The sequence below is a fragment of the Nocardia sp. NPDC057227 genome, from assembly GCF_042669725.1.
GTDB classification, from domain to species: Bacteria; Actinomycetota; Actinomycetes; order Mycobacteriales; family Mycobacteriaceae; genus Nocardia; species Nocardia asteroides_A.
Window position 1 is genome coordinate 1 of sequence record NZ_JBHUXA010000015.1, and the last position, 21,222, is coordinate 21,222.

Sequence of the window (21,222 nt, forward strand, 5' to 3'; positions counted from 1 at the left end):
GCCGCGGCCAGCGTGCGCGCGGCCGCGGCGAGCGGCTCGGCCGAGCGGGCGGCGAGCACGACATCGACGCCCTCCGCCGCCAGCCCGCGGGCGACGGCCAGCCCGATGCCCTTGCTGCCACCGGTCACGATGGCGCGCTTACCCTCCAGATGCAGATCCACCCGGACCACGCTAGCCAGTGCGCCCGGGCGGGTCCGCCGTCCCGCTCGAGCGGATCCGAATCAGCGGGCCGCCGGTCCCGGGTGTGCGCGGAAGAAGTCCCAGATCAGCACGGTGGCGTCGATCGAGGTCGTGTTCGCGCCGACGATGAACGCCGGGTACAGCGGGGACCTGCTCCCCGGCCAGATGTGGCCGCCGCCGAGGATCGAGTACAGCTGCACGTCGGCTCCGGGGGGACACGCGTACCGGTCGAGCACGACGTCGGCGGCGATCGTCGTCCGCTGCGCCCCGCCGGTGCAGCCGTTCCGGTTCGCCCAGCTCTGCGCGGCGGCGGTCACCGCACCGGGGCTCGCCCCGGAGTTCTCGTCACCGGTCGCCGATCCGGTGCCCGCCGTTCCGGTGTACGGAACGATGGGGTCGTCGGTGCCGTGGAACGCGATCACCGGCACCGGCCGCGCCGGGCGGCACCAGCTGAAGTCCCGCAGCCCCGCGACCGGTGCGATGGCGGCGATCCGGTCGGCGAACCGGCAGCCGGCCGAGCTGGTGGCGAAGCCGCCCATGGAGAGGCCGGTGACGTAGATCCGGCCGAGGTCGGCGCAGACCGTGGACTCGACGTGCGTCAGCACTTCGCCCAGCCAGGTGATGTCGGCCGAGCCGGGGCCGAATTCCCACTGGGATGGCGCCAACCGGTCGAGTTGCGGGGTGACGGTGACGAAGCCCTGCCGCAGCCCGTACTCGCCCATCCCGCTGCCCAGTTCGGCGATGTCGATGTTCTCCAGCAGGCCGTGCAGGGCGAGGACGACCGGGAGCGGCCGGTCGGCGGCGGCAGGCACGATCCGGCGGTACTGCCCCGATTTCGCGCTGCCCTGGAACTCGACGGTGGCTCGCTGCTCGAGCGGAGTTTTGCTCGCGCAGCCGGCGGACGGAATCGGCGCCGGTCCCGGCTCATCGGCGTGCGCCGCTGCGGGTGCCGCCAGCAGACAGGTCGCCACTGCGGCGATCAGGACCAGGAACGCCCTGAGAGGTTGATTCTCCTTCATGCGAAGGAGAATCTCAGGCGGACTCGCGCGTTCGGCTCCACATCCGCGCCTGTTGGAGGTATTCACCCCCGCCTCGGGGCGGGATGCACACACTTCCCGGCGGCTTCACCGCGGGCGCTGCTCGGCGTGGCGCAGTGCGGTGCGGATGGAGTCGTCCGAGAAGCCGATGGCCTCGATCGGCTTGCGGATCAGCCCCGCCATGCGGGCCGCGAGCGTGAGCGTGCGCGGCACGGTCGTCAGCTCGGCGCGGCGCTCGATGGCGTCGGCGGTCTCGGTGACCACCGTGGCGCGGGGCACGAACTTCCACGGCGCCTTCCGGTGCTCGCCCCACACCGCGCGCCCGGCCGGGTCGTCCAGGACGCCCGCCATCATGGGGGTGTCGAAGAACGTGGGGTGCACCGAGCCGACGGTGACGCCGGTGTGCCGCAGCTCGAGGCGGATCGAGTCGCACAGCGCCCAGACCCCGGCCTTGCTCGCGGTGTAGGCGCCGTTGAGCGGTGAGTGGACGAACGCCGCCATGGACGAGACCGCCAGCAGATGCCCGCGCTGCTCCGACACAGGGGGCAGCGCGGCGCGGAACGTGCGCCAGACCCCGGTGAGGTTGATGTCGACGGTTCGTTCGAAGGCGGCGGGGTCGCCGGTGGCGAGCGACTCGATGGCGCCGACACCCGCGTTGGCGACGGCCACGTCGAGCCGGCCGAAGTGCGCGGCCGCCGCGGTCATGGCGGCCTCGAGCGAGGTCAGATCGCGCACGTCGGCCCGCCAGCCGCGGGCGACGGCGCTGCCGCCGAGTGCCATCGCCTGTTCGTCGACGGCGTCCTGGTCGAGATCGAGTAATGCCAGGTGGGCGCCCCTGGCGCGGAGTTCGGTGGCGAGGTCGCGGCCGAGGCCGCCGGTGGAGCCGGTGATCGCGACGGTGCGGCCGGCGAGTGCGATGCGGGACATTCTCATCCTTCTCGGAGGGTCGGTACAGGGACATTCGAGCCGGCCCGGATCGCCGCGAGCGCGGTGTCCACGACCGCCTCCCGGCTGAGCACCGACCCCTGCGCCCTTGCCCGCGCGAAAGCGACCTCGCCGAGCGCCGCCCGCAGCGTCGCCGCCACCGGAGCCACCGCCTCGGCGTCCGCGCCGAATCCGGGATCGCCGTTCTCCAGCGCGCCGAGCAGCAGGGCGGCCTCGGTCTCGGCGACCCCGGCCAGCAGCGGGAGCAGGGCGCGCAGCGTGGTGCGCTGGTGATGCCAGACCTGCATGGCCCGCCACCCGCGCACCGCCGCCCCGAACGCGTCGAGCGCCTCCGGAATCCGCTCCTCGCGCAGGTGCAGCGCGGCCAGCCCGACGTGCGCGACATTGGCCGCGAACACGCTGTACACGGTCGCCGCCAACGCCACGACCTCGCTGTACCCGAGCAGCGCCGCCGGCGGATCGAGCACGGCCAGCGCCTCGGCCCGGTTGTAGAGCGCCCAGGCGCGCAGGCTCGGATTGCCCGCGTCGGCGGCGGCGCGCAGGTTCCGCTCGGCCAGCGCGAGCCCGTCGGCCGGGTGGCCCGCGTAGCTGCGGGCGAGCCCGGCGAAGAGCAGCGCCTCGGCCCGGTACCAGGTGGCGCCGCAATGTTCGGCCAGTGTGAGCAGTTCGGCGGTGGCGGTGCCGCACTCGTCCAGCCTGCCCTGGTAGAGCGCGACCGCCGCGCGAATCTTGAGCAGCGGCATCCGCTCCGCTGCCGCCGGCGGCAGCGGAGCGAGCGCGGCGTCGGCGACGGCGAGCGCGCGATCGTGCTCCCCGCCGAAGGTCAGTGCCTCGCCGACGGCGGCGCAGACCGCCGGGTAGCGCGGGTGGGCGGGCGCGCCGGGCAGGGTGAGCGCGGTCTCGCCCCACGCGACCACCTCGTCGGGGAAGCGGTAGAGCACCGCGAGCGCGAGCCCGGCGCTGAGCCGCAGCGCGCGATCGGTGTCGCCTGCGGCCACGGTGTGCCGGTGCGCGGCCCGCAGATTGTCCAGGTCGGCGGTGACGACGGCGTACCAGTGCGCCTCGTCGGGGCCGCGCAGTCCGGCGTCGGCGCGCTCGGCCAGTTCGGTGAACCACGCGGCGTGCAGGTCGAGCACGGCGGCCGCCTCGCCGCGCCGGCCGAGCAGGCCGGCGCCGTACTCGCGGACCGTCTCCAGCATCGTGAACCGGGTCGCTCCCGCGGATTCCGCGACGGTGACCAGCGAGTTGTCGACCAGGGCGGTCAGCGGGTCGAGCGCGAGAGCGCCGTTCACGGTCGCGGCCGCGTCGGCTCCGAATTCGCCGTGGAAGACCGAGAGCCGGGCGAAGAGCCGCTGTTCGGCCGGGCCGAGCAGCGCGTACGACCAGTCGAGCACGGCCCGCAGGCTGCGGGCTCCGGCGGCGCCGAGCGGGTCGGTGCGGGCGGCGAGCCGGGCCGCCAGGTCGGCGGGGTTCAGCACCCGCACCCGGGCCGCCGCCAGCTCGAGGGCCAGTGGGAGCCCGTCCAGCCTGCGGCACACCTCGGCGATATGCCGTAGGTTCGCCCGGTCCAGTTCCAGCCCGGGCCGGACCGCGCGGGCGCGTTCGGCGAAGAGCCGCACCGCCGGGGCGGTGTCGTCCTCGGGCGAATCGGGCAGGCCGAGCGGCGGAATCGGGTGCAGCCACTCCCCCGGTACGCCGAGTGTCGCCCTGCTCGTGGCCAGCACGGTCACCCGGGGGCAGGTGCGCACGATCGCGGTGACCAGCCGCGCGGCGTCGTCGAGGACGTGCTCGCAGTTGTCGAACACCAGAAGCAGTTCGCGCTCGGCCAAGAGCGCGAGCAGCGAGTCGACCAGGCCGGTGCCGGGCTGACGCCGCGCGCCCACCGCGGTGGCCACCGCCTGGACCACGGCATCGCCGGTGAGCGGGGCGAACTCGCACCAGGCCGCGGACAGCCCCGACCCGTGCGCGGCGTGCAGCGCGAGCGTGGTCTTGCCGACCCCGCCCGGACCGGTCAGCGTGAGCACGCGATGCTCCGCCAACCCGGCCACGACCCCGGCCAGCTCGGCCTCCCTGCCGATCAGCCCGGTCTCGGGCAGCGGCAGCCCGCGCACCCGGACCACCGCCGTCAACGTCGGATCCTGCCGTAGCACAGCGACTTCCAGCGCCCGCAGCGGCGCCGACGGCTCGACCCCGAGCTCGGCGTCGAGCCGCTCCCGCAAGGCCCGCAGCACCGCGAGCGCCTCGGCCTGGCGCCCGTCCCGGTACAGCGCCCGCGCCAGCTGCCCCACCGGACGTTCCCGCACCGGGAACTCGGCGACGTGCGCCTGCAATGCCGCCACCAGCCCGTCCCGCCGGTCGGCGGCCAGCGCCGCCTCGAACCGCTCCTCCACCGCCTCCACCCGCAGCGCGCCGAGCCGGTCGGCCTCGGGGCGCACGGCGTCCAGCTCGGCGAACTCCGCGTAGGCGGGGCCGCGCCAGAGCGCGAGCGCGGCGTCGAGCAGGTGCCGCGCGCGTTCCGGGTCGGCGTCGCGGGCCGCGCCGAGCAGCCGCGCGAACTCGGCCGCGTCCAGTACGTCGGCGTCGAGCAGGTAGCCGGGCGGGCGGGTGTGCAGCCGCTCGACGCCGTCGGCGTGCAGCGCGCCGCGCAGCCGGGCGATGTGGCTGTGCAGGGTGCGCAGCGCGGTGGGCGGCGGCTCCTCGCCCCACAGCGCCTGGATCAGCCGATCGGTCGAGACCACCGTGCCCGCGTGCACCAGCAGCACGGTGAGCAGCACCCGCTGCGCGCGGCTGCCGAGCGCGACGGCGCCGCCCGCCTGCCGCACCCGCAGCGCGCCGAGTACCTCGAACTCCATCCGGCCCCGATTCCGTGCCCGCAACCGTGCCACAACCGCGCGGCAACAGGGTCGCCCCATCCTCGCATCGACGACATCACAACAGGAGGTTGGAGACGATGAGTACCACGGAGCAGCTCGAGCTCGACCCGGCCGAGGTGCAGGCCTTCGCCGGCCGGGCGGTCGCGGACGCGGCCACCTGGATGGCCACCACCATGACCATGTTCGGCGACCGGCTCGGGCTCTGGCGCGCGCTGGCCGATTCCCGCCCGGTGACCAGCCCCGAACTCGCCGCGCGCACCGGCACCGACGAGCGCTACCTGCGCGAATGGCTGGCCGCCATGACCGCGCACGGCTACCTCACCCACGACCCCGGCGCGGGCACCTACCTGCTCCCGCCCGCCCACGTGCCGGTCCTCGCCACCGAGAGCCCCGCCTACATCGGCGGGCTGCACCAGGCGCTCTACGGCCTCACCGGCATGCTCGACCGGGTGCTCGCGGTCTTCCGCACCGGCGGCGGCGTGCCGATCGGCGCCTACCCGCGGGACTGGTTCCAGGGGCTGGAGCGGTTCAGCGCGGGCTGGTTCGACCACCTGCTGCCGCAGGTCTGGCTGCCCGCGCTGCCGGAGCTGGAGGCGGCGCTGCGCCGCGGCGCCGACGTCGCCGACATCGGCTGCGGCCACGGCCGGGCGCTGATCCGGCTGGCCGAGCGCTACCCCGCGGGCCGCTACACCGGCTTCGACGTGCACCCGGAGTCCATCGCGGCGGCCGAGGCCGCGGCGCGGGCGGCGGGCGTGGCCGACCGGGTGCGCTTCGAGTGCCTCGACGTCTCCGGCGGGCTGCCCGGCGACTACGACGTGATCACCACCTTCGACGTCGTGCACGACGCCGCCGACCCGCGCGGCATCCTGGCGGCCGTCCACGCCGCGCTCCGCCCGGACGGCCGCTACCTGTGCCTCGACATCAACTCCAGCCACCGCCTCGAGGACAACCGGGGCCCGATCGCCGCCTACTTCTACGGTGTGAGCGTGCTCTACTGCATGACCACCTCGCTCGCGCACGGCGGCGCCGGGCTCGGGACCTGCGGGTTCCCCGAGCACACGGCGCGCGAACTGTGCGCGGCGGCTGGTTTCGGCACCGTCCGGCGGGTCGAGATGGAGAACCCGTTCAACATCCTCTACGAGATCACCCACTGAGAAAGACGGCGCTGCCATGACGAACCCGCTGCCCGGAACCGGCCCCGTGCTGGGAATCTGGGCCCATCCCGACGACGAGGTCTACCTCTCCGGTGGGCTGATGGCGGCCGCGCGGGCCGCGGGCAGGCGGGTCGTCTGCGTCACCGCCACCCGCGGCGAGCACGGCACCGACGACCCGGGGCACTGGCCGCCGGAGCGGCTCGCCGCGGTCAGGGAGGTCGAGCTCACCGCGAGCCTCGCGGCGCTCGGCGTCACCGAGCACCACCAGCTCGGCCTCCCCGACGGCGGCTGCGCCAGGCAGCCGTTCGACACCGTGGTCACCCGGCTCGCCGCCATCGTGGCCGAGGTGCGCCCCGAGATCGTGCTCACCTTCGGCCCGGACGGCTTCACCGGCCACCCGGACCACCGCATGGTCTCGGCCTGGGCCGAGGCCGCCAGGAACCGGGCCGCCCCCGCGGCCCGGCTGCTGCACCCGCGGCTCACCGCGGCCTTCGCCGACACCTGGCAGCACGTCTACGACCGGCTCCGGCTGTTCGACTCCGCCGACCTGCCGTGGCGCGCCGCCCCCGACCGCGTCGCGATCGAGCTCCGGCTGGACGACGCGCTGGCCGACCGCAAACTGGTCGCGCTGCGCGCCCAGGCCACCCAGACCGCGGAGCTGCTCACCCTGCTCGGGGCGGAGACCATGCGGGCCTGGGCCTGCTCGGTGGAGTCCTTCGTCGACGCGGCGCCCGCCCCGGCATGGGACTTCGCGGACGGCTGCTGACCGCCCGGCGCCCTCAGCTCGGCTCGGCCCACATATTGGTCAGCAGCCGGTGGCTGGGGGTGTCGGCCAGGGACTGCGAGGACTCGTAGATGCGGCGGTAGCCGGTCGCGGTGATCCGCCAGGCGCCGTCCGGGTCGCGGCGGTACTCGTCGGCGTAGTAGCCGGAGCCGCGGATCAGCGCACCCCACTCGGTGGCGAGCACGGTGTCCTCGAAGAGCCAGCTGCCGGTGGCGGTGTCGCCGTCGACCCGGATCTCCGGGTGGTTGGCGACGTGCGTGGTGACGATGCCCGGCCCCAGGTTCTCCCGCATGAAGGCGACGATGGCGGCGCGGCCGTCCAGCACCGGCGGCTCGCCGAGGGCGTGCGTGCCGTACCGGCCGCGGCAGTCCTCGGCCAGGGTGTCGGCGAACTCGTCCCACAGCTTCAGGTCGAGCGTGCGGAAGTAGCGGTACTTGAGCCCGCGGATCGCCTCGAGTGCAACCAGGTCCATCGCGACAGAATAACGTGTTCTAGTTTTCCGGGGCGGAATCCGGCGTGAAGGCGGCCTCGAGTCCGTCGAACCACGCCGCCTCCTCGATCAGCCTGCGGCTGCGCCACCCCGCCCCGGTACGCACCAACTCGTGGTTGTACCAGCCGCCGCAGAAGAACTGCTTGCCCGGCGTCACCACCATCGGGTTGAAGAACATGGCGCGGACCCGCGCGCTGTCACCGTCCAGCTCGACGCCGATGTTCGAGATGAAATGCTGTGTGCGGCTGAACAATCCGAGTCCGGTGATGAGCCCTTCGATCACCTTCTCCAGGTCGCCGACCGGGCCGCCCGCGGTGCCGTAGTCGATGTGCGCGTCGGCGGTGAAGACGGTCCGGTAGAGCTCCCAGTCCTTGCTGTCCACCGCGTGCGCGTAGCGGGTGAGCAGGTCGGTGATCTCGATCCGGTCGGCGATGGTCTGCAGATCCATGCCGTCCATCCAAGCGCACCCGGCCCGCGATCGGGGGCAGAACGCGTTATCGTCTACCGGCGAGCGCCAGCGTGGTCACCTCCGGTCAGCTCGGGCGGCCGAACCAGCGGGCCAGCGCCCGATCCAGTTCCCGCTGTTCGGAACCGGCCCAGGCCACATGCCCATCCGGGCGCAACAGCACCGCGGGCGTATCCAGCTCCGCGCTACCGGCGGCGAGGTGGTCGACCCGATCCGCCCAGCCGGTCACCGACAGCGCTCCGGTCCGGTCGAGCAGCAGCCCGCGCCCGGCGTGCAGGTGTTCGTACAACCGCCCTTCGCCCAGCGGGATATCGCGCAACCTGCGCCCGACCGGCTCGGGGCCGGGGCCGAAGTCGTAGCGCACACCGATCGCGTGGATGGACTCCACCAGATACCGGTTCACCTCCTCGAACTCCATGAGCCGGGTGACCAGCCGCCGCACCGCCCGCGCGCCCGGATCCAGCGCCATGAGCTGCATCTGCGCCCGCGTGTTGTCGAGCACCTCGGCGGCGACCGGGTGCCGCTCGGCCTGGTAGGTGTCGAGCAGATCGTCCGGCGCCCACCCGCGCACCGCGGCGGCGAGCTTCCAGCCCAGGTTGAAGGCATCCTGGATGCCGAGATTGAGCCCCTGCCCGCCGGTCGGCGGGTGCACGTGCGCGGCATCGCCCGCCAGGAAGGCGCGGCCGCTGCGGTACCGCTCGGCCAGCCTGGTGCCGTCGCCGAAGCGGGAGAGCCAGCGCGGGGAGTGCACCCCGAAATCCGTGCCCGCCACGGCCCTCAATCGCGACCGGAATTCGTCCAGCGTCGGCGGGATACCGCGCTCCTCGCTCAGTCCAGCCGCGGGCACCACCACCCGATACCGCCCGTTGCCGACCGGCCCGATGCCGAAGCGCAGCTGGGTCTTGCGGATCTCGGCGGTGACCGCCGCCATCTCCTCCGCCGGCGCGGTCGCCGCCATCTCGCCGAGCAGCGTCTCGACCCGGCTCGGCTCGCCGGGAAACTCGATCCCGAGCAGGTTCCGCACGGTGCTCCGGCCGCCGTCGCAGCCGACCAGGTAGCGCGCGGTTTCCGTCGAGCCGTCGGCGAGTTCGACGGTGACCTCGTTCTCGTCCTGGCGCAGCCCGGTCACGGCGTTCCCGCGCCTGAGTTCGGCACCGAGCTCGACGGCCCGCTCGGCGAGCAGCCGCTCGGTGATCGGCTGCGGCAGCCCCAGCGTGAAGGGGTGCGCGGTGTCCAGCTCCGTCGGCGGCGGCTTGGGAATCCCGGCGAAGAACCCGCCCGCCGGGTGCTTCGTGCCCAGCTCCACGAATCGCTCCAGGATTCCGCGCTGGTCCAGGATCTCGATACTGCGCGCGTGCATGCCGAGCGAACGCACCACCTCGGTGGGCTCCGGCTCCTGCTCCAGGACGAGCACCCCGACCCCGTGCAGTCGCAGCTCGCACGCCGTCATCAGCCCGGTCGGGCCGCCGCCCGCAATGATCACGTCGATCATGAAACTCCCGATTTCCGCAGGTAGTGGCCAACGGAGAGAGATTCTGCGGCACGCACCGGGTCTTGCCGCAAGCCCCGGGGTGCGCTATACGTTGAAGAGGGAAGCGAACTCGCCCGCCGGTTCGATGGGCTGGATCACGTCCACCAGCACCCCGCCCGGGTCGGCGACGATGAAGTGCCGCTGCCCGAAATCCTCGCTCCTGATCGCCAGCTCCGGGTGCAGCCCGCCCGCGGTCACCATGCGCTCCCACTCCGCGTCGACATCATCGACCTCGACATTGAGCACGATGCCGCGTGCCGGGGCGCGGTAACCGTCCGGGATCGTCGGGTGCGCGGGATCGAGCAGCGCCAGCTCGCACGGCACCGGGCCCGGTCTGCACAGGCTCACGTACCACTCCGCCTCGAAGGTCACCTCGAAACCCAGCCAGTGGCAGTAGAAGTCGCGGCTCGCCGCGATCGCCTCGGTGCCGAGCACCGGGTAGAAGCTCTGCAGTCGCATGTCACACCTTTCACGTACCAGCGGTATGTGAGCTACGGTAGGTCGCGTACCGCTGGTATGTCAACGAGGAGGGCCGATGCCACCGAGCCAACGGGCCGCGCAGCGCGAGCAGACCCGCGCGCTGCTGGTCCGGCGCGGCCGCGAACTCTTCGCGGCCGAGGGGTACGCGGCGGTCGGGCTGGCCCGCATCGTCGCCGCCGCCGGCGTCACCAAAGGCGCGCTCTACCACAACTTCTCCAGCAAGGAGGAGCTGTTCCGCGCGGTCCTCACCGAGGTGCAGCAGGAGGTCGGCGCCCGGGTCGCGGCCGCCGCCGACGCCGTGCACGACCCGTGGCAGCAACTGCGCGCCGGCTGCGACGCCTTCCTGGTGGCCGCCACCGACCCGGCCATCCAGCGCATCCTGCTCGTCGACGGCCCCGCCGTTCTCGGCTGGCACGAATGGCGCGCGCTGGACGAGGCGAACTCCGCGAGCCACCTGCGCGACGCGCTCGCCCCGCTCGTCGCCGACGGCACCCTGCCCGACCAGCCGCTCGAGCCACTGGTCCACCTGCTCTCCGGCGCCATGAACGAGGCGGCGCTGTGGCTGGCGACCGAGCCGGCGGCGCTGGCCGACACCAGCGCCGCGCTGGGGCGGCTGTTGGCGGCGCTGCGCGGACCCTAGGATCACACGGGACACGGGTCTATCGAAGGAGTCGGCGATGACGGCACACCGGTTTGTCACCGCGGCAACCGCACTCGGGCTGGCCGCGACGGTCGCGCTCGGCGTCTCGGGCTGCGGCAAGTCCGAGCGCTGGTGCGAGCGCGACCAGGGTGACGTCCTCGTCGCGAACTCCTACTGCGAGGCGAACACGCCCGGATACGAGTGGGAGCCCGACCACGACAAGCCCAAGAAAAAGAAGAAGCCGATCAAGAAGAAGCACTAGGTCGCGGCGACCAGGATCTGCTCGGACTCCGCCGGCGAGACGTGCCCGGGCCGGTCCGGCTCGAAACCGGCGGAGCGCAACCGCTCCCACCAGGAGTCGGTCTCGAAGTCGACCGGCACCGGGCGCAGCCGCTGCGGCACGCCGTAGCCGAGTTCGCCGAGGCGCCGCCGCTTCCACTCCTGCGGGCCGGGCCGATCCACCTCGTAGATCGTGAGGTCCCGCTCGGGCCACGGGTTCCGCTGCGCCAGGGTGTCGAGCCCGGCGCCGAGCACCACGTACTGGTCCACCGCCCGCTCGGCGAGCAGCTCCTCCACGAAGCGGGCCCTGGCCACGATGCTCGCGCGCATCGGCGCGGTGGTCGCCGGATCCATGTCGGGCCGCCGCTGCCAGTCGTCGGCGGGTGCGGCAAGCCGCAGCCCGATCGGATCCTCGAACACGTGCGGGGCCGGGTCGTGCGCGAGGGGCAGCGCCCGCCACAGCGCGGTCCGGACGGCGGTGTGGTCCGGGGCGGCGGTCACCGGGGCGCCTGCAGGTTCCAGACCCGGCCGTCCGGATCGCGAACCGTCATCTCGGTGGTGCCGTAGTGCGTCTCCTCGAACTCGCCGATCACCTCGACACCATCCCCCGGCCCCTCGGTGCCGGTCGCCCTCAGCACCAGCCGGAACCCGGTCGGGCTGCTCTCCGGCACCTCGGCGACGAATACGTAGGGCCCGTCACCGCTGCGGAACTGCCCCGAGTGGCGGCTTGCGCTCGCGCCCCGACCGGTGTGAGGCTGGAAATGTCCGTATTCACTGTGCTGGGAGGAATCGTGGCGCTGACGCCCGGTGCAGTTCTCGCGGAGTACACGATCGTGGAACCGCTCGGCGCGGGGGCACACGGCACGGTGTATCTGGCGCGCCATCCCGACCAGCGCAGGGACGTGGCGCTCAAGGTGCTGCACGCCGGGAACGACGAGCTCCGGGCGTCCTTCGAGCGGGGGCCGCGGCTCGAGCACCCCAATATCGCGACCGTGCTCGACCGCAGCCGGTCAGGGGATCCGGAGTGCTGGCTGGCGATGCGGTACGTGCCGGGCGGCGACGTCACCCCGCTGCTGGCGGCCGCGGCGGGCGGGCTGGAGCCGGAGCGGGCGGTCCGGCTGATCACCGATATCGCCCGCGGGCTCGACTACGCGCACCAGTGGGGCACATACCACGGCGATCTCAAGCTGACCGACATCCTGATCGAGCCGCACCCGGACGGCGATCGCGCGGTGATCGCCGATATCGGGCTGGCCCGCTCGACCTGTACCCCGGCCTATGCCGCGCCGGAGCGCTGGGCGGGCGCGGAGGGCGGTCCCCGCACGGATCTCTACGCCCTCGGCTGTCTCTTCTACCAGCTGCTCTCCGGCCGGACCCCGTTCGGCATCACCGACCCCGAGTCCGGACACCGATCGGAACCTGTTCCACCGCTGCGGATTCCGGGGGTACCCGCCGAGCTGGACGACGTGCTCGCCACCGCCATGGCCAAGGACCCGGCCGACCGCTACCCCACCGGCACCGCACTGGCGACCGACGCACTGCGCGCGGTCACGGTGCGCAAACCCGCCCCCGAACCCGCGCTCCCGGCCGACCAGCCGCTGCGCGCGGCCGCCGAACGCGGCGTGCCGGAGGCCATGGTCGAACTCGCGCACGCGCACCGGGACCGCGGCGAGCTGGACGCGGCCGAGTCCTGGTATCGCCATGCGGTCGAGCGCGGTCACTCGGAGGTCGCCGCCAATATCGGCAATATCCGGTACGCGCGCGGGGACCCGGCCGACGCCATCACCTGGTACCGCTGGGCGATCGACCGCGGCGACACCTCCGCGCTCTACAACCTCGGCAAGCTGCATTACGAGCAGGGAGCACCGGCCGAGGCGGAGAGCTGGCTGCGCCGGGCCGTCGACACCGGGCACCTGCCCGCGCTCAACGCCCTCGGCGTGGTGCTCTTCGAGCTGGGCCGGGCGGACGAGGCGGCCTTCTGGTTGCGGCACGCCGTCGACCGGGGTGATCCGCACGCCGCCCGCAACCTCGCCGTCGTCCTGCGCGGACACCGCTGACTCGGTCAGACGTTCGCGGCCTTCAGCTGGGGGTAGAGGGCCTCGATCGGGGCGCTGAGCCCCGCCTTGACCTGAACCGAGCCCTGGTCGGCGAGGACTTCGTACTCCCCCGCCTCGACGGCGTCGAAGACGGTGCGCACGAGGTCGCCGGGCTGCGTCTTGGGATCGGTGGCGTGCGCGGCCATGGGGGTGTCGACGTAGCCGACGTGTACGCCGACGACGTGGACGCCCTCGGGGGCGAGCTCGAGGCGCAGCGAATTCGTCGCCGACCACAGGGCCGCCTTGGTGGCGCTGTAGATGCCCGCGACGGCGTACCAGCTCAGCAGGGAGTGGATGTCGATGATGACCGACTCGTCCCTGCTGCTCAGAATGGGTGCGAAGGCGCGCGCGAGGAAGAGGGGGCCGAGGAAGTTGGTCTCGACGTTGGCGCGGATCTCCGCGTCGCTCTGGGTGAGGATGCCGGTGCTGGAGACCGAGGTACCCGCGTTGTTGATGAGCACGGTCACGTCCGGTGCGGCGGCGACAGCGGCCCGGATGGACTCGGCATCGGTGACATCGAGGGTGAGGGGGACGATGCGCTCGTCGTTCCAGTCGCGCGGGGTGCGGGCGGTGGCGTAGACCTTCGCGGCGCCCCTGGCGAGCGCCTCGTGGACGAAGTGCGTCCCGATGCCGCCGTTCGCTCCGGTGACGAGTACGACGGCTCCGTTGAGTGCGGGCATGGCACGCTCTTTCCGTTGAGTGGGACGATCGAGGGAACGCAACCGAACCCGTTGATAGTGACTATGCTCAAAACTGAGTGCAGTCAGAATGTATTCCCGGAGGATCCCGATGCGATTCGCTGCCGAGCCGGTCGGCCGGCGCGAGCGGAACAAGCAGCAGAAGCTCGACCGCATCACCGCCGCCGCCGGTGAACTCTTCGCCGAGTACGGCGTCGACGAGGTCACCACCCAGCAGATCGCCGACCGGGCCGACGTCGGCACCGGGACGGTGTTCCTGTACGTCAAGACCAAGGGTGAGTTGCTGCTGCTCGTGCAGAACGCGCATTACACGGCATCCCTCGACCGGGGCCGCCGGGCCGCCGAACACGTTCCCGACGTGCTCGAGGCGGTCATGACGATCATCCGTTCGATCGTGGAGTGCAACCGCACCCAGATCGACAACGGCCGCACCTACCTGCGGGAGATGGTCTTCGGCAATCCGGACGAGCCGCACCACCGCGACGCCCTGGCCATCGTCGCGCAGACCGAAGAGGCGATCGCCGCCGTCTTGCGCCGGGACGAAGGGGTGACGGCAGCCGACGCCGCGACGCTGGCGCACATCGTCTCCGCGGTCATGTTCCTCACGATGGCCTCCACGATCAACGTCGCCCGCACCGTGGACGAGATCGTCACGGACATCAGGGGCCAGGTGGCTGTCCTGCTGTCACGGGCGCGCGGCTAGAGCGCGCCGAAGAGGTCGAGCTGTTCGCGCCCGCACGGCGGCAACGGAATTCGCTCCGCCGCGCGCTGCCCGAGCCGGTCGGCCACGGCCTCGGGGGCGAGTCCGGAACGCGCCAGCCGCTGCTCGGCGGTGCTCCGCAGAACATGGTGCCCCAGCTCCACCTCCGCGTCGGCACCGATGCCGCGCAGGATCTCCGCCACCGTGCGGTGTGCGAGCCGCCGGTGCGGGGCGTATTCCGTGACGAAGACCGCGAGCACCTCCGCCTCGGCGAGCAGGCAGCGCTCCTCCAGCCAGGCGGTCAGGGCACCCCTGGTCGCCGCGGCGATCGGCACCGTCCGGTCCGCGCCGAGGGTGATCCGGCCCGGCCACTCCGCCAGGTCGAGGGCGCCGAGGTCGAGCGCGGCCAGCTCCGCTCCCCCGGCGCCGGTGTCCAGCGCGAGCAGCAGCAGTGCGTAGGCGCGGCTGCCACGGCGGGCCGCCGCGCCGAGCGCCGCCCGCTCCTGCTCGGCGGTCAGCGCTCGCTCGTCCGGTGGGATCCGGCGCGCGGCGGGCGCGCCGAGCCCGAGCCAGCGGTAGAAAACCCGCAGCGCGGTCAGATCACCGTCGACGGCCCCGGCTCGCAGGTACCCGCTCACGGCGAGATCGCGGCCGGCGGTGCTGTCCAGCGCGTCCTCGTAGCCGCGGCGCGCGGCCAGCCAGGTGAGGAACCGGGCGATCGGCACGCGCTGGGCGGGAAAGGCCGCGGCGAACCCGGCGAGCAGCGGCGCCGCGGACACCCCCACCGGAACTCGGATGTCGAAGCCCATCTGGCACCACCTCCACCGTCAGGGTGCCATCGGGCACCGACACCTACGGTCCGGCGACGGTCAGCACCGCCTGCGCCACCCGCTCGTTCCGCTCCAACTCGCGCTCCAGCTCGCGCAGCGTGGTGGCGATCGTGTGCTCGGCCGGATCACCGACGAGATCCACGCTCCCCACCAGGAAGACCTTGCGCGGCCCGACGTACTCGAGCCGGACGAACCGCACCGAATCCACCTGCGGCAGCGCCTCGATCCGGGCGATGGCGGCGGCGTGGATCGGCGCGCTGGCCGGTTCGCCCGCGAGGAAGCGGCGGTTGCTGTCGATGAGCAGCACCGCGACGCCGCCGAGCAGCAGCCCGACCAGGATGGAGCCGAGCGCGTCCCAGAGCGGGTCGCCGGTGAGCTGGTGCAGCCCCATGCCCGCGGCGGCGAGCAGGATGCCGATGAGCGCGGCGCTGTCCTCGGCGAAGACCGCGCGCAGCGTCGGGTCGGAGGTCTCCATGACGTAGTCGAGCAGGTCGCTGTCGCGCTTCCGCGCCTCGCCGCCGAGCTGCCTGACCGCCCGCAGCCAGGAGACGCCCTCCAGCAGGAAGGCGATGGCGAGCACCGCGTAGCCGATGAGATAGTTCTCCCCGCCCGGCGTCTCGTGCAGCAGCTCGGAGACCCCGTGCCACACCGAGACCGCCGCACCGGCCACGAACAGCCCGACCGCGGCGAGCAGCGACCACACGTACGCCTCGCGGCCGTAGCCGAGCGGATGCTCCGCGTCGGCCGGGCGGCGGCCGCGCCGGTCGGCGATCAGCAGGAAGATCTCGTTGCCGGTGTCCGACCAGGAGTGCGCCGCCTCGGCCACCATCGAGGCCGAACCGGTGAGCACCGCCGCCACCGATTTCGCCGCCGCGATCGCGAGGTTCGCGGCGAACGCGACGAGCACGGTCCTGGTCGACTCCCCTGACTCCGTCATTCCGCCCAGTCTGCCCCTCGGGTCAGGATGCGGGGCAGGACACGTCCGCCGCGGGGAGCGTGCCGTCGACCAGGTAGGCGGTCGTGATGTCGTTCGCGCACGGATTCCCGGTCAGCAGGTAGGCGCCGTGGCCGCCGGCGTCGACGCTCAGCAGCCGGGCCCGGTCGCCGAACTTCGCGCGCAGCAGTTCGGCGCCGCGGTGCGGGGTGGGGACGTCGCGCCGGTTCTGCACCAGCAGGATGTTCGCCGGACCGTCGGCGAGCACGGGGACCGGCGGCTCGGCGGGCTCGTGCGGCCAGTACGCGCACGGGGTGATGTTCGCGGCGGCGGCGCCGTAGAGCGGGTACCGCTCGCGGTCCTCGGCCACGGCGTCGCGATAGGGCTGCACCTCTTCGGGCCAGTCGACGTCGTTGCAGGTCACCGCGAGGAACACGGTCCACGAGTTGGTATAGGCGGCGAGGTCGGGAACCTCGCCGGTGCCGGGCGGCTCGATGCCGGTGCGCAGCGACTGCCAGAGCCCCGCCATGGTCGGGTACTGCCGCGCGTGGAACAGGAACCCGAACACGCCCGCCCGGAATCCGGTGCCGTCCAGGCCCTGCACCGGCTCCCGGTCCAGGCGGTTCGCCAGCTCCAGGTAGGTGGCCCTGACCTCGTCGGGGGTGCGGCCGAGGCCGTAGGTGTCGTCGCGCGCCGCCGCCCAGGCGGCGAAGTCGGGGAAGGTCTGCTCCATGCCGAGGGCGTAGCGGCGCACGCCGTCGCGGTCCAGGTGCGTGTCGCCGACGATGCTGTCCAGCACCACGCGGTCGGCGCGGTCCGGGAACATCGAGGCGTAGGCGGCGCCGAGCGCGCTGCCGTAGGAGTAGCCGAGGAAGCTCGCCTTCTCCTCGCCGAGCGCGGCGCGGACGGCATCCAGGTCGCGGGCCATATCGGCGGTGCTGATGTGGCGCAGCCGGTCGTCGGGGTCGTTGTCCGCGCACTGCTGGGCGACCCCGCGGACGACCTCGGCGCGCGCGGTCACCGCCGCGTCGTCGACCGCGTACGGCGGCAAATTGCCGACGTACGGCCCCTCGCCGGTGAAACCGCACTCGACCCGCGCGGAGTGCCCGATCCCCCTGGTGTCCATGCCGATCACGTCGTAGCTGTCGGTGACGCTCGCGGGCAGGCCGCGCGCCACCAGGAACGCGGGAAACGCCAGCCCGGAGCCGCCCGGCCCGCCCGGGTTCGACAGCAGCACGCCCCGGCGCTTCTCCGGGTTCGGGCCGGCCAGCCGCGAGATCATGATCTCGATCTCGCCGCTCGCCGGGTCGGCGTGGTCCAGCGGGACCGGCACGGTGGCGCAGTCCAGCAGGCTCGGCGCGGCCTCGGCCACCACCTCCTCGGGGCAGGCGCCCCACGCGATCGGCGGCCGCGCGGGCTCGTCGGTGCCATACGCCACCGCGGATGTCACGCCGACGACGATCGCCGCCAGGGCGGCGATGGTGCGGGGTAGGCCGTTCATCGAGTTCTCCTCCTCGGTTCCTGGTGCGGAACCGATTCGACACCGTGCCGCCGCGGCACAGTCAAGACCGGTCGGCGTGCGGCACTTTCGGCCATCGGTGTGCGATCTCCAAGATCGCTCCGGCACCGGAATGGTGAAAGTCCCAGACATCAGCGCGCGGCAGCCGGGAAGCGCTGCGCGGCAACTACGGTGGCTCCCGCGGGCCGGGTTCAGCGTCGAGCCGCTGCCGCTGTCGAGTTCCGGATCGATTGTCCGGGAACACTATTCGTATTCCAAGCGTGAGGTCTGTCGATGAACGAACGCTGGCCGCTCCGTGCCCTGATGGTCACGGCAGCCACCGCATGCCTGCTCGCGACCGGGCCGCACCAGGCCCGTGCCGAGGAGGATCCCGGCGCACCCTCCGGACTCCAGCAGGGCATCGACAGCGTCGTCCCCGCACCGGCACTCCCGCCCGGCCCTCCGGTCGACGGACTCACCCCGGAGCAGGCCGCGCTCCTGCACGCGGTGCACTCGCCGCCGACCGGCGACCCGTTCTTCGATGCCACCCCGGCCGGGCTCGCCGCGCTGAACCCAGGCGACATCCTCGAGCAGCGCGACGTCACCGCGTCGGCCGCCCTCGTGGTCGGGGTGCCGATCGCCCGCGCCACCCTGGTCAAGTACCGCTCCACCTCGGCGACCGGCGCGCCCTCGTTCGGCACCGCCACCCTGGTCGTCCCGCTCACCCCGTGGACCGCGGGCGACCGGCCGGTGCTTGTCGACAACCAGCCGATCAACTCGCTCGGCACCAAGTGCACCCCCGGCTACGCCATGGCGTACGGCCCGGCCTTCAAGAACTTCGCCACCGACTCGATCCCGCCGACCGCGGCCTGGGGGCTGAACCAGGGCTTCGCCGTGCTCGTCACCGATCACGAGGGCCCGAACATGGCGTACGCGGAGCCGAATGTCGCCGCGCACGTCATCCTGGACGGGATCCGCGCGGTCCGCGCCACCCCCGGCTTCGGCGCCAGCCGCTTCGCGCTCGGCGGCTACTCCGGCGGCGCGATCGCCTCGCACGGGGCCGCCATGCTGCTCGGCGAGTACGCCCCCGAGCTGCGCGACGCCGTGGTCGGCGCCGCGATGGGCGGGCTGGTCACCGACAACCGGGTGATCGCCGACCGGTTCAACGGCAACTTCGCCTCCGGCGTGCTGCTCGCCGTCGTGCTGGCCTACTCGCGGGAGCACCCGGAGATTCTCGACCGGATGAACCACCTCGGCACCTGGGCGGCCACCTCGCCGCTGAACGCGGTGTGCGGGCAGGCCATCGGCTTCCTCGGGGTGACCGGCATCCCGATCGACGTCGCCGCGAACGTCGCCGACGCACTGGACAGCGCGATCGCGGACGAGATCTTCGCGCGCACCGACCTCAGCGACCGCACCTCGCAGGTGCCGCTCTACATCTACCACGGCGTGCACGACCTGTGGATTCCGTTCGAGGGTGCGCAGGAGCTCTACCAGCGGCAGTGCGCGCGCGGGGTCCCCGCGGTCTTCCGCAGCGAGCCGGGTGAGCACCTGATCGCGCTCCCCGGCGGCTTCCCCGGCGCCGCCGCGTGGCTCGGCGCCCGGCTGCGCGGCGAGCCGCCCCCGAACGAGTGCTGAATCGCGCCGGTAACCGCTAGGCTGCCGGGCGAAGGGGACCGCTTGCGAGGAGAGCCGATGACCGCAGCCCCGACTCCGCCCGCTCCCGTTGACCTGGGCCACAACCCGCACCTCTCCGGGGTGTTCGCCCCGCAGCGGCGCGAGGTCTCGGCCGTGGAGCTACCGGTCACCGGCGTGCTCCCGGCCGACCTGAACGGCACCTACTTCCGCAACGGCCCCAACCCGCGCTTCGACCCCATCGGCACCTTCGTCTACCCGCTGGACGGCGACGCCATGGTGCACCGGGTCACCCTGCGCGACGGCGCCGCGAGCTACGCCAACCGCTTCGTCCGCACCCCCATGGTGGTCGCCGAGGAGCGAGCCGGGCACGCGATCTGGGCCGGCATCACCGACCTCTACACCCCCGGCCCCGAACTGGTCGGGCCGGAGCTCGCCGGTACCAGCAGGGAGCTGCCCGACATCAATGTGGTGGCGCACGCCGGGAAGTTGCTCGCCATGGCCGAGAGCGAGCAGCCCTACCGCCTCGACCCCGGCGACCTGGCCACCCTCGGCCGCGACGACTGCGCGGGCGCCATGGCGCTCGGCAGCACCGCGCACCCCAAGCTCGACCCGCGCACCGGCGAGCTCGTCCTCTTCACCTACCGGCTGGAGCCGCCCTACCTGGCCTGGTCGGTGGTGGCGCCGGACGGTTCGCTGCGCCGCGCCCCGACCCCGGTGGACGGCGTCGACGAGCCGATCATGGTGCACGACATGGCGCTCACCGAGCGCTACATCGTGCTCTTCCTCGGCCCGCTGGTCTTCGACATCCCCGGCATGCTGAACGGTGGCTCGCTGCTGGACTGGCGGCCGGGCAACGGCACCGGGATCGCGCTCATCCCGCGCGACGGATCACCGGTGCGCTGGTCGCGCACCGACCCGTTCTGGGTGTGGCACTTCGCCAATGCGCACGACGACGAGCAGGGCCGGGTGGTCGTGGACTACGTGCGGTGGAGCTATCCGGGCGGGCTCGCCGAGGTCGCCGAGGAGCAGCGCGGCGGGATCGAGCGGGCGGTGATCGACCCGGAGTCGGGCGCGGTACAGCGCACGGTGCTCAGTGACCGGTTCGTGGAGTTCCCGCGGATCGACGACCGGCTGATCAGCCGTCCGCACGGCACGATCGCGACGGTGTCCAGTGGTCCCGGGCGGAATGCGCTGGTCTTCCTCGATCCCGAGCGCGACACCGAGAAGGTGTGGAACGCGGGGGATCTCGCGGTCGGGGAGCCGGTCTTCCTGCCGGGAGCCGAGCACGACTACTGGGGTGCGCTCGCCACCGATCCGGGCGACATGAGCTCGCGGTTCCATATTCTGAGCGCCGAGGATCCGGCGGCGGGGCCGATCGCCTCGGTGCAGCTGCCGATCCGGGTGCCCGCCGGGTTGCACGGGGCGTGGATCAGCGCGGACAGCGACCTTCTCGACCCGCCCTGAGCCACCGCTACGGCATCTCCACGGTCTCGGCCCGCTCGATCTCGGTGAAGGCGCTGCGGACGGCGGCGGTCGCCGGCACCCGCGCGATCGCGGCGAGATCGGCGACGAGCAGCAGCGCGGCGGGCTGGGTGACGGCGGGCGGGGGCGGGACCTCGTCCGGCTCGGTGACGCCGAGCGCGCCGGTGAGCGCGGCGACGAAACCGGCCGGGTCGAGGCCGGGCAGCCAGGCGACGGTCGCGCGGACCGTGCGCGCGAGCGCGGCCTGGATGTCGTCGGCGTCCAGGCCGTCCGGGTGCGCGACCTCGAGCAGTTCGCGCAGGGCGGCGCCGAGGACCAGCCCGGTCTGCTCGGCGGGCCGCGCGGCGAGGTCGGTGGTCGCCTCGGTGAAGGCGGCCGCGTCCTGCGCGGTGATCGCGGTCAGCGCCGCCTCGATGCCGCGCTCGATCTCCCTTGCCGTCGTCGCCACCCGGCTCTCCTTCCGTCGCGGCCACTGTCTCACGCGGGG

General features: G+C 73.1%; 23 protein-coding genes. 8 read left to right on the forward strand and 15 right to left on the reverse strand.

What is annotated here, in order from left to right; translation table 11 throughout:
* From ACFUJ1_RS20700 to ACFUJ1_RS20715, 4 genes are all read right to left on the reverse strand, one after another.
* A partial coding sequence (locus ACFUJ1_RS20700) for an SDR family NAD(P)-dependent oxidoreductase (RefSeq protein WP_378648158.1) occupies positions 1-161 on the reverse strand: 161 nt, incomplete at its 3' end.
* Positions 162-221: 60 nt separating this feature from the next.
* On the reverse strand, positions 222-1,199 hold the full coding sequence (locus ACFUJ1_RS20705; protein WP_378647844.1) for an alpha/beta hydrolase family esterase: 978 nt from the start codon (positions 1,197-1,199) through the stop codon (positions 222-224).
* Positions 1,200-1,304: 105 nt separating this feature from the next.
* Complete coding sequence (locus ACFUJ1_RS20710) at positions 1,305-2,144, reverse strand: SDR family NAD(P)-dependent oxidoreductase (protein WP_378647846.1); 840 nt, start codon at positions 2,142-2,144, stop codon at positions 1,305-1,307.
* A 2-nt stretch (positions 2,145-2,146) separates the two neighbouring features.
* Positions 2,147-5,014 (reverse strand): BTAD domain-containing putative transcriptional regulator, encoded by a 2,868-nt coding sequence (locus ACFUJ1_RS20715; RefSeq protein WP_378647848.1) that lies wholly within the window; start codon positions 5,012-5,014, stop codon positions 2,147-2,149.
* 98 nt (positions 5,015-5,112) lie between these two features.
* On the opposite strand from ACFUJ1_RS20715, the gene ACFUJ1_RS20720 reads away from it, so the two are divergent.
* Positions 5,113-6,189: a class I SAM-dependent methyltransferase gene (locus ACFUJ1_RS20720; RefSeq protein WP_378647850.1), complete on the forward strand. Its 1,077-nt coding sequence runs from the start codon at positions 5,113-5,115 to the stop codon at positions 6,187-6,189.
* Positions 6,190-6,205: 16 nt separating this feature from the next.
* Positions 6,206-6,955, forward strand: coding sequence for a PIG-L family deacetylase (locus ACFUJ1_RS20725; RefSeq protein WP_378647852.1), 750 nt, complete (start codon positions 6,206-6,208; stop codon positions 6,953-6,955).
* 13 nt (positions 6,956-6,968) lie between these two features.
* On the opposite strand, the gene ACFUJ1_RS20730 is transcribed toward ACFUJ1_RS20725, so the two are convergent.
* From ACFUJ1_RS20730 to ACFUJ1_RS20745, 4 genes are all read right to left on the reverse strand, one after another.
* Positions 6,969-7,445 (reverse strand): nuclear transport factor 2 family protein, encoded by a 477-nt coding sequence (locus tag ACFUJ1_RS20730; RefSeq protein WP_378647854.1) that lies wholly within the window; start codon positions 7,443-7,445, stop codon positions 6,969-6,971.
* A gap of 19 nt (positions 7,446-7,464) precedes the next feature.
* Positions 7,465-7,911, reverse strand: coding sequence for a nuclear transport factor 2 family protein (locus ACFUJ1_RS20735; RefSeq protein ID WP_378648160.1), 447 nt, complete (start codon positions 7,909-7,911; stop codon positions 7,465-7,467).
* 85 nt (positions 7,912-7,996) lie between these two features.
* The gene (rox, locus tag ACFUJ1_RS20740) at positions 7,997-9,421 is read right to left on the reverse strand and encodes a rifampin monooxygenase (RefSeq protein ID WP_378647856.1); all 1,425 of its coding nucleotides are present in this window, start codon (positions 9,419-9,421) and stop codon (positions 7,997-7,999) included.
* A gap of 84 nt (positions 9,422-9,505) precedes the next feature.
* Positions 9,506-9,919, reverse strand: coding sequence for a VOC family protein (locus ACFUJ1_RS20745; RefSeq protein WP_378647858.1), 414 nt, complete (start codon positions 9,917-9,919; stop codon positions 9,506-9,508).
* A 76-nt stretch (positions 9,920-9,995) separates the two neighbouring features.
* Here ACFUJ1_RS20745 and ACFUJ1_RS20750 point away from each other — a divergent pair, with 76 nt between their 5' ends.
* Both ACFUJ1_RS20750 and ACFUJ1_RS20755 read left to right on the forward strand, forming a co-directional pair.
* A complete protein-coding gene (locus ACFUJ1_RS20750) occupies positions 9,996-10,580 on the forward strand; it encodes a TetR/AcrR family transcriptional regulator (protein ID WP_378647860.1) in 585 nt (194 codons plus the stop codon).
* Positions 10,581-10,617: 37 nt separating this feature from the next.
* A complete protein-coding gene (locus tag ACFUJ1_RS20755) occupies positions 10,618-10,842 on the forward strand; it encodes a hypothetical protein (RefSeq protein WP_378610811.1) in 225 nt (74 codons plus the stop codon).
* Here the strand turns inward: ACFUJ1_RS20755 and ACFUJ1_RS20760 are convergent.
* Both ACFUJ1_RS20760 and ACFUJ1_RS20765 read right to left on the reverse strand, forming a co-directional pair.
* Positions 10,839-11,360, reverse strand: coding sequence for a class I SAM-dependent methyltransferase (locus ACFUJ1_RS20760; protein WP_378647862.1), 522 nt, complete (start codon positions 11,358-11,360; stop codon positions 10,839-10,841). The genes ACFUJ1_RS20755 and ACFUJ1_RS20760 overlap by 4 nt on opposite strands.
* Positions 11,357-11,530 (reverse strand): hypothetical protein, encoded by a 174-nt coding sequence (locus tag ACFUJ1_RS20765; RefSeq protein WP_378647864.1) that lies wholly within the window; start codon positions 11,528-11,530, stop codon positions 11,357-11,359. Before ACFUJ1_RS20765 ends, ACFUJ1_RS20760 begins: the two co-directional genes overlap by 4 nt.
* Before the next feature lie 120 nt (positions 11,531-11,650).
* Here ACFUJ1_RS20765 and ACFUJ1_RS20770 point away from each other — a divergent pair, with 120 nt between their 5' ends.
* Positions 11,651-12,916 carry a serine/threonine-protein kinase gene (locus ACFUJ1_RS20770; protein ID WP_378647866.1) on the forward strand — a complete coding sequence of 422 codons (1,266 nt, stop codon included), beginning with the start codon at positions 11,651-11,653 and terminating at the stop codon, positions 12,914-12,916.
* A gap of 5 nt (positions 12,917-12,921) precedes the next feature.
* Here ACFUJ1_RS20770 and ACFUJ1_RS20775 read toward each other — a convergent pair whose 3' ends face one another.
* Positions 12,922-13,635: an SDR family oxidoreductase gene (locus ACFUJ1_RS20775; protein WP_378647868.1), complete on the reverse strand. Its 714-nt coding sequence runs from the start codon at positions 13,633-13,635 to the stop codon at positions 12,922-12,924.
* Positions 13,636-13,744: 109 nt separating this feature from the next.
* On the opposite strand from ACFUJ1_RS20775, the gene ACFUJ1_RS20780 reads away from it, so the two are divergent.
* Positions 13,745-14,356, forward strand: a complete 612-nt coding sequence (locus ACFUJ1_RS20780) for a TetR/AcrR family transcriptional regulator (RefSeq protein WP_378647870.1) — start codon at positions 13,745-13,747, stop codon at positions 14,354-14,356.
* On the opposite strand, the gene ACFUJ1_RS20785 is transcribed toward ACFUJ1_RS20780, so the two are convergent.
* From ACFUJ1_RS20785 to ACFUJ1_RS20795, 3 genes are read right to left on the reverse strand one after another with little or no spacing between them, the layout of a single operon-like run.
* Entirely contained in the window at positions 14,353-15,162 is an 810-nt protein-coding gene (locus tag ACFUJ1_RS20785; RefSeq protein ID WP_378647872.1) for a tyrosine-type recombinase/integrase, read from the reverse strand. The two genes, ACFUJ1_RS20780 and ACFUJ1_RS20785, sit on opposite strands and share 4 nt — an antisense overlap.
* Positions 15,163-15,205: 43 nt before the next feature.
* Positions 15,206-16,120, reverse strand: a complete 915-nt coding sequence (locus tag ACFUJ1_RS20790; protein WP_378647874.1) for a cation diffusion facilitator family transporter — start codon at positions 16,118-16,120, stop codon at positions 15,206-15,208.
* A gap of 22 nt (positions 16,121-16,142) precedes the next feature.
* Entirely contained in the window at positions 16,143-17,618 is a 1,476-nt protein-coding gene (locus tag ACFUJ1_RS20795) for an alpha/beta hydrolase (protein ID WP_378647876.1), read from the reverse strand.
* A gap of 291 nt (positions 17,619-17,909) precedes the next feature.
* On the opposite strand from ACFUJ1_RS20795, the gene ACFUJ1_RS20800 reads away from it, so the two are divergent.
* Together ACFUJ1_RS20800 and ACFUJ1_RS20805 are read left to right on the forward strand one after the other, a co-directional pair.
* Positions 17,910-19,253 carry a lipase family protein gene (locus ACFUJ1_RS20800; RefSeq protein ID WP_378647878.1) on the forward strand — a complete coding sequence of 448 codons (1,344 nt, stop codon included), beginning with the start codon at positions 17,910-17,912 and terminating at the stop codon, positions 19,251-19,253.
* A 57-nt stretch (positions 19,254-19,310) separates the two neighbouring features.
* Complete coding sequence (locus tag ACFUJ1_RS20805) at positions 19,311-20,717, forward strand: carotenoid oxygenase family protein (protein WP_378647880.1); 1,407 nt, start codon at positions 19,311-19,313, stop codon at positions 20,715-20,717.
* 7 nt (positions 20,718-20,724) lie between these two features.
* On the opposite strand, the gene ACFUJ1_RS20810 is transcribed toward ACFUJ1_RS20805, so the two are convergent.
* Positions 20,725-21,183 (reverse strand): hypothetical protein, encoded by a 459-nt coding sequence (locus tag ACFUJ1_RS20810; RefSeq protein WP_378647882.1) that lies wholly within the window; start codon positions 21,181-21,183, stop codon positions 20,725-20,727.
* Positions 21,184-21,222 lie beyond the last annotated feature (39 nt).

Bases quoted from the DNA above. Each gene is read 5' to 3' on its own strand.
- ACFUJ1_RS20705 (WP_378647844.1), bottom strand. From the start codon at position 1,199: ATGAAGGAGAATCAACCTCTCAGGGCGTTCCTGGTCCTGATCGCCGCA.
- ACFUJ1_RS20710 (WP_378647846.1), bottom strand. From the start codon at position 2,144: ATGTCCCGCATCGCACTCGCCGGCCGCACCGTCGCGATCACCGGCTCC.
- ACFUJ1_RS20715 (WP_378647848.1), bottom strand. From the start codon at position 5,014: ATGGAGTTCGAGGTACTCGGCGCGCTGCGGGTGCGGCAGGCGGGCGGC.
- ACFUJ1_RS20720 (WP_378647850.1), top strand. From the start codon at position 5,113: ATGAGTACCACGGAGCAGCTCGAGCTCGACCCGGCCGAGGTGCAGGCC.
- ACFUJ1_RS20725 (WP_378647852.1), top strand. From the start codon at position 6,206: ATGACGAACCCGCTGCCCGGAACCGGCCCCGTGCTGGGAATCTGGGCC.
- ACFUJ1_RS20730 (WP_378647854.1), bottom strand. From the start codon at position 7,445: ATGGACCTGGTTGCACTCGAGGCGATCCGCGGGCTCAAGTACCGCTAC.
- ACFUJ1_RS20735 (WP_378648160.1), bottom strand. From the start codon at position 7,911: ATGGATCTGCAGACCATCGCCGACCGGATCGAGATCACCGACCTGCTC.
- rox (WP_378647856.1), bottom strand. From the start codon at position 9,421: ATGATCGACGTGATCATTGCGGGCGGCGGCCCGACCGGGCTGATGACG.
- ACFUJ1_RS20745 (WP_378647858.1), bottom strand. From the start codon at position 9,919: ATGCGACTGCAGAGCTTCTACCCGGTGCTCGGCACCGAGGCGATCGCG.
- ACFUJ1_RS20750 (WP_378647860.1), top strand. From the start codon at position 9,996: ATGCCACCGAGCCAACGGGCCGCGCAGCGCGAGCAGACCCGCGCGCTG.
- ACFUJ1_RS20755 (WP_378610811.1), top strand. From the start codon at position 10,618: ATGACGGCACACCGGTTTGTCACCGCGGCAACCGCACTCGGGCTGGCC.
- ACFUJ1_RS20775 (WP_378647868.1), bottom strand. From the start codon at position 13,635: ATGCCCGCACTCAACGGAGCCGTCGTACTCGTCACCGGAGCGAACGGC.
- ACFUJ1_RS20780 (WP_378647870.1), top strand. From the start codon at position 13,745: ATGCGATTCGCTGCCGAGCCGGTCGGCCGGCGCGAGCGGAACAAGCAG.
- ACFUJ1_RS20785 (WP_378647872.1), bottom strand. From the start codon at position 15,162: ATGGGCTTCGACATCCGAGTTCCGGTGGGGGTGTCCGCGGCGCCGCTG.
- ACFUJ1_RS20790 (WP_378647874.1), bottom strand. From the start codon at position 16,120: ATGACGGAGTCAGGGGAGTCGACCAGGACCGTGCTCGTCGCGTTCGCC.
- ACFUJ1_RS20795 (WP_378647876.1), bottom strand. From the start codon at position 17,618: ATGAACGGCCTACCCCGCACCATCGCCGCCCTGGCGGCGATCGTCGTC.
- ACFUJ1_RS20800 (WP_378647878.1), top strand. From the start codon at position 17,910: ATGAACGAACGCTGGCCGCTCCGTGCCCTGATGGTCACGGCAGCCACC.
- ACFUJ1_RS20805 (WP_378647880.1), top strand. From the start codon at position 19,311: ATGACCGCAGCCCCGACTCCGCCCGCTCCCGTTGACCTGGGCCACAAC.